Here is a 12708-nt window from a genome sequence, read left to right as displayed (position 1 = left end):
AACCCGGTGGGGGCCGGGCTGCGGGGGCCCGCGCGGGCGACCTACACGGCCGTGCGGATCGGCGACCCCGCCGTGCCCGCGTGGCACGACGGGCATCGGGAGATGCCGTTCCTGTTCGCCGGGTCGGCGGCGGCCTCGGCGGCGGGGATCGGGATGCTGGCCGCGCCGCTCGCCGAGGCGGGACCGGCGCGGCGGGCGGCGGTGGCCGGGGTGGCCGTGGAGGTGGCCGCCGCCGAGCGGATGAAACGCCGGCTCGGGATGGCGGCCGAGCCGCTGAGGCGGGGCCGGGGCGGGCGGCTGCTGCGCCTGGGGCAGGCCCTGTCGGTCACCGGCGCGATCCTCGGCCGGACCGCCGGCCGCCGCAGCCGGCGGGCCGCCGTGGCGGCCGGGGCGGCGCTGCTGGCCGGCTCGATCTGCACCCGGTTCGGCGTGTTCGAGGCCGGGATGGCCTCCGCCCGCGACCCCCGCTACACCGTCGAGCCGCAACGCGCCCGGCTCGCCCAGGAGGAGGACGACACCCAATGAAGAAGTACGCCCCGTTCCTGACGATCGTGCTGGCCACCTGCGCAGCCTCGTGGCTGGCGGCGCGGGAGGTCAGGCCGGAGCCTTCTCGCCGGCGGCCGGCTGGAGGTCGACGCTGTCGCGGAGGGTGATCTTCGGCAGGAACAGCGTGGCCACGACGCCGACGGCGGCGATGGCGGCTGAGATGAGGAAGATGTGCCCGGTCGCGTCGCCGTAGGCGATGCGGATGATCGTCTTGACCGGCTCCGGCAGCGCCGCCAGGTTGAGGGAACCGGCCGACTCGGCGGCGGCCGCGCCGGTGATGCCCGCCCTGGCCAGGCCCTGCGTGATGTCGGTGGCCACCTGGCCGGCCAGGACCGCGCCGAGCACCGAGACGCCGATGGTGCCGCCCAGGGAGCGGAAGAAGGTGACCGCGCCGCTGGCCGCGCCCAACTCGCGCAGCGGGACGGTGTTCTGGATGGCCAGCACCAGGTTCTGCATCGACATGCCGACGCCCGCGCCGACCAGCACCATCGCGCCGCCGATGAGCCAGAGCGAGGTCTCGTGGTCCATCGTGGACAGCACGAGGAACCCGGCCGTCAGCACGATCGACCCGGTGACGATGTACGGCTTGACGCGGCCGGACTTGGACACCATGTTGCCGCTCACGGCCGAGGAGACCAGCACGCCGAGCATCATCGGGATGGTGAGCAGGCCCGCCTCGGTCGGCGTGTAGCCGCGGCCGATCTGGAAGTACTGGCCGAGGAAGACCGACCCGCCGAACATCGCCATGCCGACCGCCAGGCTGGCCAGGATCGCCAGGGCCGGGGTGCGGCGGCGGATGACGTGCAGCGGCACCACGGGCTGGCTCACCCGCGACTCCACCCAGGTGGCGACGGCCAGGACGACGACCCCGCCGCCGGCCATGACCGCGGTCTGCCAGGAGAGCCAGTCGAAGGAGTTGCCGACGAAGGTGACCCAGATGAGCAGCACGCTGACCCCGGCCGCGATCAGCGTCGCACCCACGTAGTCGATCTTGACATCGGCGGCGCGGGCGGTGGACACGTGCAGCGTCTTGTGCAGCAGGGCGAGCGCGGCCAGCGTGAACGGCACGGCGACGAAGAAGCACCAGCGCCAGCCGAGCCACGAGGTGTCGGCGATCAGGCCGCCGAGCAGCGGGCCGGCGACGGTCGCCACGGCCATGACGCCGCCCAGGTAGCCGTTGTAGCGGCCGCGCTCCTTCGGGCTGATCATCGCCGCGATCACCACCTGCACCAGCACCTGCAGGGCGCCCATGCCGAGCCCCTGCACCGCGCGGAAGGCGATGAGCTGGCCGGTGTTCTGGGCGAACCCGCAGGCCAGCGAGCTCACCATGAAGATCACGATGGAGATCTGGATCAGCAGCTTCTTGTTGAACAGGTCGGCCAGCTTGCCCCAGATCGGCGTGGACGCCGTGGCCGCCAGCAGCGAGGCGGTGACCACCCAGGTGTACTGCGACTGGCTGCCGTCCAGCGCGCCGATGATCTGCGGCAGCGCGACCGACACGATCGTGCCGCTGATCATCGCGACGAACAGGACCAGCAGCAGGCCGCTGAGGGCTTCGAGGATCTGCCTGTGGGTCATCTGCCCGGGCGGTGCTTCCGTGGTTGCGCTCACGCGCGTCCCCCCAAATCATCAGAAATATGCAGGGACACCCTACATGCGCACTGAGCAAGTTTGCGCACCGGGCAGTTATTCCCAGCCGGTAAGATTGACCGCATCATGGACAGCACGCTGGGCCTGCGCGAGCGCAAGAAGGCGGAGACGCGGCAGGCCGTGCACGAGGCGGCGCTGCGGCTCACCGTCGAGCACGGCTTCGACGCGCTCACCGTCGAGGCCATCGCCGACGCGGCCAACATCTCCCGCCGCACGTTCTCCAACTACTTCGCCGGCAAGGAGGACGCCCTCCTCTACGGCGAGGAGCGGCGCATCCGCACGCTGGTCGACCAGGTGCGCGCCGAACCGGCCGACCGGCCGCCCTGGCAGGCGCTGCGCGGCGCCGTCCAGCGGCTCTACGAGGAGGTCGGCGTCCCCGAGCGCGAGTGGGCGGTCCGCGCCCGCCTGGCCATGAAGCACCCGTCGCTGCTGGCCCGGCAGCTCGCCAACCACGCCGCCTTCGACCGGGAGCTGGCCCAGGCCATCGAGCGGCGGGGCCCCGGCGGCGTCAACCCCCGGGTGCTCGCCGCCGCCTTCCTCGCCGCGCTCCGGGTCGCCACCCACACCTGGATCGAGGAGGAGCAGGCGCGCCCGCTGCACGAGGTCATCGACGAGATGCTGGAGCAGATGGCGCTCCCGTTCGCCTGAGCGCGCCGGCCGGCCTCAGCCCTCCTCCGGCACCAGGACGCCGAGCAGCGGCCTGACCTCGACGCCGCCGCGCACGACGGGGACGAGCTCGGCGATCGACAGCGCGTGGTCGTGGTCGCGCGCCTCGATGACGAGGACACCGGCGAGCGCCTCCCGCTCCTCGGTGAACGGCCCGTCGGTCACCTGCCCGCCGCGCATCGCCGTGGCGGTCTCGGGCTGCTCCAGGGACAGCCCGGCGACGAGCCGGCCGCCGCGCCCGGCGACCCGCTCGGGCACCCGCAGGTGCGCCTCCTGGACCTCGTGGGGCAGGTCGGCGGGGGCGACGGCTTCGAAGACGAGCACCGCGTACCGGGTCATCGCGCCACCTCCCCGCGGATCTCGTAGTGCCGTGTCATGGTGTCAGCCTCCGTCGTGGGTGTCCGTTCCCTCCTCCCTAGTACGGCAAGCGCGGGGCGATGGAATCGACACCGCCACGGCAAAACTTCGTTTGGATGCCGTTTCTCCAGGTAGACGCAGCGTATGAACAGCGACATCGACGCCGTGGTCGTCGGCGACGTGATGCTCGACTCCTGGCTGCGCGGGCCGGTCCGGCGGATCGCCCAGGAGGCGCCGGTGCCCGTGGTGAGCGTGGAGGCCACCGACGAGGCGCCGGGCGGCGCCGGCAACGCGGCGGCGAACCTGGTGGCGCTCGGCGCGCGGGTGCGCCTGATCGGCGCGATCGGGGACGACGCCTGCTCCGGCACGCTCACCCGGGCGCTCGGACTGCTGGGAGTCGAGGCCCGGCTGGTGACCGTGCCGGGCCGCCGTACTCCCCACAAGCAGCGGCTGATGGCCGGCGAGCAACTGATCGCCCGCTACGACGAGGAGGACCGCGAGCCGCTCGACGGTGAGGCCGAGGAGCGGATCCTGGCCGAGCTGGAGCGGGCGCTGCCGGGCGCCGACGTGGTGGTGGCCTGCGACTACGGCGGCGGAGTGTGCACGCCCGCGGTGCGCCGGGCGCTGGCCGGGCTGCCGGTGCTGGTCGTGGACGCGCACGTGGTCACGCCGTGGCGGGAGTGCGGCGCGACGGCGATGCTGCCGAACTACGGCGAGGTGCTGCAGCTGCTCGGCGAGGACGGCGACACGGCCGACCGGGTGCGGTTCCTGACCGAACGATCGGAGCGGCTGCTGGCGGCGTCGGGGGCGCGGATGGTGGTGACGACGCTCGACGGCGAGGGCACGCTGCTGCACCGGCCGGGGCGGGCGCCGTACCGGACCTACGCCGATCCCGCGCCGGACCACATGACGACGGGGGCGGGCGACACGTTCACCGCGGCCTTCGCGCTGTGGCTGGCCGGCGGGGCGGCGCCGGAGCAGGCGGCGCGGGCCGCGCAGGCGGGGGCCGGGGTGGTGGTGCGGCGGCCGGGCACGGCCACGTGCACCCGGCACGAGCTGCTGAAGGCGCTGCGCGGCGAGGACGACCTGTTGCGCCCGGCCGACCGGCACGCCGAGCAACTGGCCGAGCGGCTGGACGAGCACCGGCGGCGCGGGCAGCGGATCGTGTTCACCAACGGCTGCTTCGACGTCCTGCATCGGGGCCACGTCACCTACCTGGAGCGGGCCGCGCAGCTCGGCGACGTGCTCGTGGTGGCCGTCAACAGCGACGCGAGCACGGCGCGGCTCAAGGGGCCGGGCCGGCCGATCAACTCGTGCGAGGACCGCATGTCGGTGCTGGCGGCGCTCGGCTACGTCGACTACGTGACCTCCTTCGAGGAGGACACGCCGGAGCGGCTGCTGCGGATGATCCGGCCCGACCTGTACGTCAAGGGCGGCGACTACACGGCCGCCATGCTGCCGGAGGCGCCGCTGGTGCGGGCCATGGGCGGCGAGGTCATGGTGCTCGACTACGTCTCCGACCGGTCCACGACGGCGATCATCGAACGGGTGCGCTCGCTGCCGGAGCAGCCGTGAGCGGCGGCCTGCTGGACGTGCTCGTCCCGACCAGGGACCGGCCCGCGGCGCTGGCCGTCACGCCGGCGGGCCTGGCCGCGCAGACCGTCCCGGGGGTCCGCGTGGTGATCTCCGACCAGTCGCGGACGCCCGTCGAGGACGACCCGCTGGCGGCCACGGCGGTGCGGATCGCCCGCCGTCGCGGCCACCGGGTGGAGGTGCTGCGGCACGTGCCGCCGCGCGGGTCGGCCGGGCAGCGGCAGTTCCTGCTGGAGCGGGCCGAGCGCCGCTTCGCGCTGTACCTGGACGACGACGTGTGGCTGGAGCCGGCCGCCGCCGAGATCCTGCTGTCCGCGATCGGGGAGCTGGGCTGCGGGTTCGTCGGCTTCGCCGTCCAGGGGCTGTCGTACCTGGCGGACGTGCGGCCGCACGAGCTGTCGCCGTACGAGGAGTGGACCGGCGGCGTGCTGCCGGAGCGGGTGCGGCGCGGCAGCCCGGCCTGGCAGCGCTACACGCTGCACAACGCGGCCGACCCGGCGCACCTGGCCGAGCGGGCCCGCGGCGGCGGGCGGCCGTGGTGGCCGTACAAGGTGGCGTGGGTCGGCGGCTGCGTGCTGTACGACCGGCAGCGGCTGGTGGAGCGCGGCGGGTTCGGCTTCTGGCGCTCGGTGCCGCGCCGGCACGCGGGCGAGGACGTGGTGGCGCAACTGCGGGTCATGGAGGAGTACGGCGGCACCGGGCTGCTGCCGAGCATGGCCTACCACCTGGAGCTGCCGACGACCGTCGCGGACCGCAGCGCCGAATGCTACGACTACGTCATGGAGTCGCGGTGAGGATCGCGGTGCTGCGCGCCAACGCGGTCGGCGACTTCCTGCTCGCCCTGCCCGCGCTGGAGGCGCTCAGGAGCCGCTTCCCCGCAGCCGCGATCACGCTGCTCGGGCTCGACTGGCACGCGGCGTTCCTGCGGGACCGGCCGGGGCCGGTGGCCGACGTGGTCGCGCTGCCGCCGGTCACCGGCGTGTCGACCATGGAGGACGGGCACCGGGCGCCGCCGGGGCTGTTCACGCGGCTGCGGGAGCGGCGCTTCGACCTGGCGGTGCAGATCCACGGCGGCGGGCGGTACTCCAACCCGTTCGTGCGCGAGCTGGGCGCGGGGATGACCGTCGGGCTGCGGGCGCCGGACGCCGAGCCGCTGGACCGGTGGGTGCACTACGCGGACCACCAGCACGAGACGCTGCGCTTCCTGGAGGTGGCGGCGCTGGTGGGCGCCACCGCGGACCGGCTCGAACCCCGGCTGGAGGTCACCGGGCGCGACGCGGCCGAGGTGGCGGCCGTGCTCGGGGAGCCGCCGGCCGGCCTGGTCGCGGTGCATCCAGGGGCGACCGACCCGCGCCGCCGCTGGCCGGTGGAGAGCTTCGCGGCCGTCGCCGACCGGCTCGACCGGCCGGTCGTGGTGACGGGCAGCCGGGCCGAGGGCGACCTGGTGGCGGGGGTCGTGTCGGCGATGCGGCGGCCCGCCGTGCCGCTCGCGGGCGCGCTCAGCCTGGGCGGACTGGCCGCCCTCTACCGGCGGTGCGACCTGGTGGTGGCCAACGACACCGGGCCGCGCCACCTGGCGGCGGCCGTGGGCACGGCGACGATCGGCGTCTACTGGTGCGGCAACCTGATCAACGCCGGGCCGCTCAGCCGGGCCCGGCACCGGCCGCTGGTGTCGTGGACACCGGCCTGCCCGGTGTGCGGGGCCGACGGGCTCGACCCCGCCGCGCCGCGCTGCCCGCACGACCCGTCGTGGGTGGCCGGCATCCCGGTCGAGGCGGTGCTGGAGCAGGCGCACGATCTGCTACGGATCGATTACATACTGTGATATGGGTACAGAACTCCCTGGTGAGGGGGTTGCTGAAATGTCTGATAGTCCTGTCGTGATCGGCATCAACCGGACACAGGATGGCTCGATCGCGGTGGCGGTGGGCCGGTCCGGGATGTACAGCCTGCAGAAGGAGCGGATGAGCCGCCGCAAGCACCACTGGGGGCGGCTCGGCGACCTGCCGGACCACTACCTGCCCAGGCTGCCGATGCTGGCCGGGCGAGTGGACCTGGTCGTGGAGGGTTACTCCTCCGACGACGAGATCGGCAACCTCGACGCCTACCGAAAGGAGCTGCGCGACACACTCGACCTGGGGGACGACGTCCCGATCGTGCTCGTCTCGCACCACCTGAGCCATCTGTACAGCGCCTTCCACCCGTCGCCGTTCGCCGAGGCGGCCGGCCTGGTGGTGGACGCGCAGGGCAGCCGGGCCCGCGACCTCACCGAGCCGATGCACGCCTCCGGCGACCTGCTGGAGGTCGCCTCGTTCTACCGCTGCTCACGGGAGCGGATCGAATGCCTGGCCAAGCAGCTCTGGGACGGCGACTGGGCGCGACCGGCCGGGCTCGGCTGCTTCTACGCGCTGCTGACCAAGGCGCTCTGGCCGGCCGGCGAGGGCAACGAGGGCAAGGTGATGGGGCTGGCCCCGTACGGCGACCCGGACGCGCTCGGCCTGCCGGACCTCGACGTGCGCGGCCACGAGACGCACATCCCGGACGCGTGGACGGAGCTGTTCGGCCGGGGCGGCGCCTTCCGCTACGGCGAGGCGGACTTCGCCCGCTCGGCCGACCTCGCGGCGGCCGGGCAACGCGCGTTCGAGCGGGCGCTGGCGGCGCTGGCGGCCTGGCTGCACGAGCGGACCGGGCTGGAGAACCTGGCCTTCGCCGGCGGCACCGCGCTCAACTGCTCGGCCAACGGGACGCTGATCCGCGAGTCCCCGTTCCGCGAGGTGTTCATCCCGCCGAGCCCGCACGACGGCGGCACCGCGATCGGCTGCGCCCTGTACGGCCTGATCGAGTGCCTCGGCGAGGAGAGCGGATTCCGCTGGACCGACGACTTCCTCGGCCCCGACCCGGACCCGGGCGAGATCGACGCGGCCGTCGGCGCGCTGCCCGGCGACCTGGTGGCCGAACGGCCCGGCGACCTCGCGCGCGCCATGGCCGAGCTGCTCGCCGGCGGCCGCGTGGTCGGCCTGCACCAGGGACGCAGTGAGTCGGGGCCGCGCGCGCTGGGCAACCGCAGCATCCTCGCCGACCCGCGCAGGCCCGGCGTGCGCGACTTCGTCAACACCGAGGTGAAGGACCGGGAGTGGTTCCGGCCGCTGGCGCCGCTGGTGCTGGCCGAGCACGCCCGGCGGCTCTTCGACGTGGACCGGCCGGCGCCGTTCATGCAGTACGCCGCCGACGTGCGCCCGCCCTACCGCGCGGCGCTGCCGGAGATCACGCACGTGGACGGCACCGCCCGGCTGCAGACCGTCGAGCCGGACCGCACGCCGTTCCTGTACGAGCTGCTCACCCGATGGCACGAGCTGACCGGCTGCCCGGTGCTGATCAGCACCTCGCTCAACGGCCCCGGCGACCCGCTGACCGAGACGCCGGAGCAGTCGATCGCGACGCTGCGCGCGACGAACCTGCACGCGCTCGCCATGCCGCCCTACCTGATCCGCAAGCGCGACGAGCCGCCGGTGCCCTCGGCCGAGCCGGTCCAGGACGTTGCGGGTGATCCGGGCGACCACCGGTGAGCTGTCCAGGCCGCGCGTCGCCGACCGCCAGGATCGTGAAGTCCGGCGGCGTGCCGTGCGCGCACGTCGGCGTCGCGGTCGAACTCGGCCCCGTCACACTCGTAGCCGACCAGGTTCGCGGCCGCTCGGCGTAGCCCCTGATCACCCTTCCGGCGTCCCCCGCTCCCCGCACCGCCAAACGCCCAGCTCAGCGGCTCGGCGGCGGCCGCGCACCCTCCCCTGACCCGGGCCGCGATGTCCCCATGTTAGGACTTACCCGGGGAGGCCTCATGCTGCACGGAAGAGACGGCGAACTGGCCGCGGTCGACGACCTGCTGACCGGCGCGCGGGAGGGCCGCAGCGCGGCGCTGGTGATCCGCGGAGAGGCGGGTATCGGCAAGTCGGCCCTGCTCGGTCACGCCGCGGAGCGGGCGCGCGATCAGCTGACGGTGCTGTGCTGTAGCGGGGCCGAGCAGGAGATGGAGCTGCCGTTCGCGGGACTGCACCTGCTGCTGCGCGGGGTCCTGGACAGGGCGGACGCGCTGCCCAGCCGTCAGGCGGCCTCCTTGCGTGGTGCGCTGGGCCTGGGGCAGGAGCCGCCGCGCACCGACCGTTTCATGATCGGGCTGGCCGTGCTCTCCCTGCTGGCCGATCTCGCCGGGGAGCGCCCGCTCCTCGTCCTCGTCGACGACGCGCACTGGCTCGATCGCTCATCCGCGCAGGCGCTGCTGTTCGCCGCGCGCCGTCTGGGGGCCGAGGGCATCGCGCTGATCCTCGCGGCCCGTGACGACGGCCCGCCGTTCGCCGCCCCCGGTGTCCCCGAGCTCAGGTTGCAAGCGCTCGCGCGCACGCCCGCCGGGCTGCTGCTCCAGGAGCACTCCCCCGGCCTGGCTCCCTCGGTCCGCGACCACGTCATGGAGCAGGCGCGAGGCAACCCGCTGGCCCTGATCGAGCTCCCCGGCACGCTCAGCCCGCAACAGCGTGCGGGGGCGCTCCCCGAGCGGGCCGTCGGCTCCGCTTCGCTCCCCGAGCGCGTGATGCGTATCTTCCGCGACCGCCTGGCCGCCCTCCCCGAGGACACCCGGGCACTGCTCGCGCTCGCCGCCGCCGGTGACGGCGAGCTCGGCCTGGTGGCCGAGGCCGCGGCACGGCTGGGCCACTCCCTGGCCGCCGCGGGTCCCGCCGAGGCCGCCGGACTGATCCACGTCGGCGATGGACTGCTCTGGTTCGGCCACCCCTTGGCGCGGACCGCCGCGTACCAGCACGCCCCGTTCACGGTACGGCTGGCCGTACACCGGGCACTCGCCGGCGCCCTGGACAGCCGTCCGGGAGCGGCCCTGCGCCGGGCCTGGCACCTGGCGGCGGCGGCGACGGGCCCGGACGAGGACGTGGCCCGAGCGCTGGAGGAGAGCGCGGCGGAGGCGCGCGGCAGGGGCGGCTGCGCGGCGGTGTCGGCGGCCTGCGAACGAGCGGCCCAGCTGAGCGCGGACCGCGCGGGGCGAGGCAGGCGGCTGGCCACGGCGGCGCGGGCGGCGGCCGAGAGCGGGCAGCACGGGCGCGCGGAGCGCCTGGCCGAGCAGGCCCTGTCCGTGCTCGACGACCCTCTGGAGCTCGCGCACGTGGCCGGGACGCGGGCCATGGTCGCCACCTCCCGCGGCAGGACCGACCTCGCGCATCCCACGCTCGCCGCCGCCGCCCGGGCGCTGAGCGCCTGCCCGGACGCCGCGGCCGGGCTGTACTTCGAGGCCATGACCACCGCCTGGCTGGCGGGAGACTTCCCCGCGCTGGAGCGAGTCGCGGCGCTGTCGGGCGGCGACCGGGCCCATCCGCTCTGGCGGGCGATGTCCGGCCTGGGCGGCCTGGCGACCGACGAGCCCGGGCAGCGGCTGCCGTGGCTGCGCGAGGTGATCGAGGGCGTCCGCTCCACGGGCGAACCGGCCGGGTTGCAGCAGCGGGCGCAGCTGGCGATCTGGGACATGCTCGCCGGAGACGACCACGCCGCCCGTGCGCGGGCCGTCGCGATCGAGCACGAGTGCCGCACCCTCGGCGCGATCGGCGTGCTGCCCGTCGCGCTGCTGCTGAAGGCCAGGGCCGAGATGTGGAGCGGCCGTCACCGTGAGGCCAGGGCCAGCGCCGAGGAGGGGCGTCGCGTGGCGGCCGACACCGGACAGCCGCAGTACGCGAACCTGCTCACCGGCATCCTGGCCTACCTGTCGGGCATCGAGGGCGACGAGGACAAGGTCCGCGACCTGGTCAAGGAGATCGCCGACACCCGGGACCCGGGCAGCGCCGGCATGCGGTACGCCGCGCTCAATCTCCTCGACCTGGCCCACGGCAGGTTCGAGCCGGTGGTGCGGCGCGCGGGCGACCACGCGCTGCGCGCCCCCGCCGCCCGCGCGATGGCGCTGCTGCACCGGGCGCCCGACGTGGTGGAGGCCGCCGTCCGGCTCGGCAGGCTCGACGTGGCCCGCGCCGTGGACAGGCGTGTCCAGGACTGGGCCCGGCTGACCGGGCAGCCCTGGTCGGAGGCGGTGGGCCTGCGCTGTACCGCGCTGCTGAGCGAAGGGGCGGAGGCCGGCGCGGCGTACGCGCGTGCCGTGCGGCTGCACCGGCGGGGCGGGCGCGTCTTCGAGCGGGCCCGGACCGAGCTTCTCCACGGCGAGTGGCTGCGCAGGGAGCGGCGCAGCGCCGAGTCCCGCCCGCTGCTCGAGTCCGCGATGGAAATCTTCGAATCGCTCGGCTCCCGGCCGTGGGCCGAACGCGCGGGCGCCGAGCTCAGGGCCGCCGGGAAACGCGGCCCGTCGCGCAGGAGCGACCAGCCGGAGCTGTCCGGCCTGCTCACGGCGCAGGAGCTGCGGATCGCGCGGATGGCGGCCGACGGCATGAGCAACAGGGAGATCGCGGCCAGGCTGTCCATCAGCCCGCGGACGGTCGGCTACCACCTGCACAAGGTCTTCCCCAAGCTCAACGTGGCCGGCCGGGGCGAACTCGCCCGGCTGCCGCTCGACCGGTCATGACGCAGATGCGGGGCGGCACGCCCGCCGCCTAGCGTCGTCGTCCTGGCCCGGCGGGATGACACGAGACGAGGAGACATGAACGTGCATGCGATGATCCGCAGGTACAGCAGAGGTGCGGGCACGGTCGACGAACTCATGGCGACGGTCGAACGGAAGTTCGCCGGCCAGCTCTCGGGGGAGGGCGAGGGGTCGCCGGTGAAGGTGCCCGAAGGGATCGTGGGCTACTACGCGATCGCCGCCGACGACGGCACCGTCGTCACGATCACGCTCTTCCGGAGCGCGGAGGCGGCCGCCGCCGCGCAGGAGGGCGCGCGTGACATCCGGCTCGCGCTGGCCGGCTTCCAGGTCGAGGAGCTGGACACCGTCTCGGGTGAGGTGCGGATCGCCAGATGACCGAACGCCCCGTCCCCCGATAGGGGCCACGTCCCGCCGGATCCGACCGACCGGTTAGCCCTGCGGGAGGCCGGACGGTCCGGCGGGACGGAAGAGCCGCGCGGACGGCGGCATGACGAAGGCCCGCACCCCCTCGGGGGGTACGGGCCTTCGCCGGTGCTTCAGGCCTTAGCTGTGCGTCAGGCCTTCAGGGGAATCGTCAGGCCGGGACGATGTTCTCGGCCTGCGGGCCCTTCTGGCCGGCGGTGATGTCGAAGCTGACCTTCTGACCCTCGCGCAGCTCGCGGTAGCCGTTGCCCGCGATGTTGGAGTAGTGGGCGAAGACGTCGGCGCCTCCACCGTCCTGCTCGATGAAACCGAAGCCCTTTTCAGCGTTGAACCACTTCACGGTGCCGGTCGCCATGTCAATCTCCTTCGATTGGCGAAGAGTGCGGGGAAGCGCGGTTCGCGGATCCCGTGTCGCCGTAGTGACACCTGAGGAAAATGACCGCCGACAACACAAATGCGCCCGAGGGTCACATCCCGCCAGGCGCATACGAAATCCATGGGTACCAGAACTGCAACGCCTTATACGCTAGCACGCTCGGCACCGTGCCACGACGATTTCGCGAAGATCACCGGCACGCCGCCGGCCCCCGCCCGCACGGCTGACGCATCACGTCCACAGGGCGGCCGGATCGTCCAGGATCGAGCGGACCGTGGCCAGCGCCGCGCCCACCAGCGGGCCGCGTCTGCCCAGCTCCGACACGGTCAGCGCCTCCGGGTCCCACGACCGCACGGTCACCCGCGCGGCCAGCTCGCGCCGCATCGCGGGCAGCAGCCACTCCCCCAGCTCGGCATAGGCGCCCCCGAGGACCACGGCCGCCGGGTCCAGCAGGTTCACCGCCCCGGCCAGCGCCGTTCCCAGCGCGGTCCCGGCCTCGTCGAGCGCCCCCACCACC

The 12708-nt window shown here is 74.2% G+C and carries 11 protein-coding genes and 1 pseudogene; 8 read left to right on the top strand and 4 right to left on the bottom strand.

Features of this window, described 5'->3' with window-relative positions:
- A pseudogene (locus ADY59_RS52030) lies at positions 1 to 525 on the top strand (NrfD/PsrC family molybdoenzyme membrane anchor subunit); the annotation flags it as partial.
- Between the two features lie 69 nt (positions 526 to 594).
- Here the strand turns inward: ADY59_RS52030 and ADY59_RS43005 are convergent.
- A complete protein-coding gene (locus tag ADY59_RS43005) occupies positions 595 to 2124 on the bottom strand; it encodes an MDR family MFS transporter (protein WP_082310835.1) in 1530 nt (509 codons plus the stop codon).
- Between the two features lie 138 nt (positions 2125 to 2262).
- On the opposite strand from ADY59_RS43005, the gene ADY59_RS43000 reads away from it, so the two are divergent.
- The gene (locus ADY59_RS43000) at positions 2263 to 2844 is read left to right on the top strand and encodes a TetR/AcrR family transcriptional regulator (protein WP_049575769.1); all 582 of its coding nucleotides are present in this window, start codon (positions 2263 to 2265) and stop codon (positions 2842 to 2844) included.
- Between the two features lie 15 nt (positions 2845 to 2859).
- Here the strand turns inward: ADY59_RS43000 and ADY59_RS42995 are convergent, their stop codons facing one another.
- Positions 2860 to 3201: a YciI family protein gene (locus ADY59_RS42995; protein ID WP_049575766.1), complete on the bottom strand. Its 342-nt coding sequence runs from the start codon at positions 3199 to 3201 to the stop codon at positions 2860 to 2862.
- A gap of 162 nt (positions 3202 to 3363) precedes the next feature.
- Between ADY59_RS42995 and rfaE2 the strand changes: the two genes are divergently transcribed.
- The 6 genes from rfaE2 to ADY59_RS42965 all read left to right on the top strand — a co-directional run bounded on the left by rfaE2 (position 3364) and on the right by ADY59_RS42965 (position 11767).
- A complete protein-coding gene (gene rfaE2 / locus ADY59_RS42990) occupies positions 3364 to 4794 on the top strand; it encodes a D-glycero-beta-D-manno-heptose 1-phosphate adenylyltransferase (RefSeq protein ID WP_049575765.1) in 1431 nt (476 codons plus the stop codon).
- Entirely contained in the window at positions 4791 to 5606 is an 816-nt protein-coding gene (locus tag ADY59_RS42985; protein ID WP_049575761.1) for a glycosyltransferase family 2 protein, read from the top strand. The genes rfaE2 and ADY59_RS42985 overlap by 4 nt, the downstream gene beginning before the upstream one ends.
- Entirely contained in the window at positions 5603 to 6637 is a 1035-nt protein-coding gene (locus ADY59_RS42980; RefSeq protein WP_231619164.1) for a glycosyltransferase family 9 protein, read from the top strand. Before ADY59_RS42985 ends, ADY59_RS42980 begins: the two co-directional genes overlap by 4 nt.
- A gap of 55 nt (positions 6638 to 6692) precedes the next feature.
- Entirely contained in the window at positions 6693 to 8378 is a 1686-nt protein-coding gene (locus tag ADY59_RS42975) for a carbamoyltransferase family protein (RefSeq protein WP_231619163.1), read from the top strand.
- 269 nt (positions 8379 to 8647) lie between these two features.
- A complete protein-coding gene (locus ADY59_RS53605; RefSeq protein ID WP_049575756.1) occupies positions 8648 to 11374 on the top strand; it encodes a helix-turn-helix transcriptional regulator in 2727 nt (908 codons plus the stop codon).
- A gap of 75 nt (positions 11375 to 11449) precedes the next feature.
- Positions 11450 to 11767 (top strand): hypothetical protein, encoded by a 318-nt coding sequence (locus ADY59_RS42965; RefSeq protein ID WP_049575753.1) that lies wholly within the window; start codon positions 11450 to 11452, stop codon positions 11765 to 11767.
- 199 nt (positions 11768 to 11966) lie between these two features.
- Here ADY59_RS42965 and ADY59_RS42960 read toward each other — a convergent pair whose 3' ends face one another.
- Positions 11967 to 12170, bottom strand: coding sequence for a cold-shock protein (locus ADY59_RS42960; protein WP_049575752.1), 204 nt, complete (start codon positions 12168 to 12170; stop codon positions 11967 to 11969).
- A gap of 252 nt (positions 12171 to 12422) precedes the next feature.
- Positions 12423 to 12708: ROK family protein (locus ADY59_RS42955; protein WP_049575750.1), on the bottom strand; the 286-nt coding region annotated here is incomplete at its 5' end.

This window comes from Nonomuraea sp. SBT364, from assembly GCF_001083785.1.
Classification (GTDB): domain Bacteria; phylum Actinomycetota; class Actinomycetes; order Streptosporangiales; family Streptosporangiaceae; genus Nonomuraea.
This window is presented reverse-complemented; position numbering and strand designations above follow the sequence as displayed.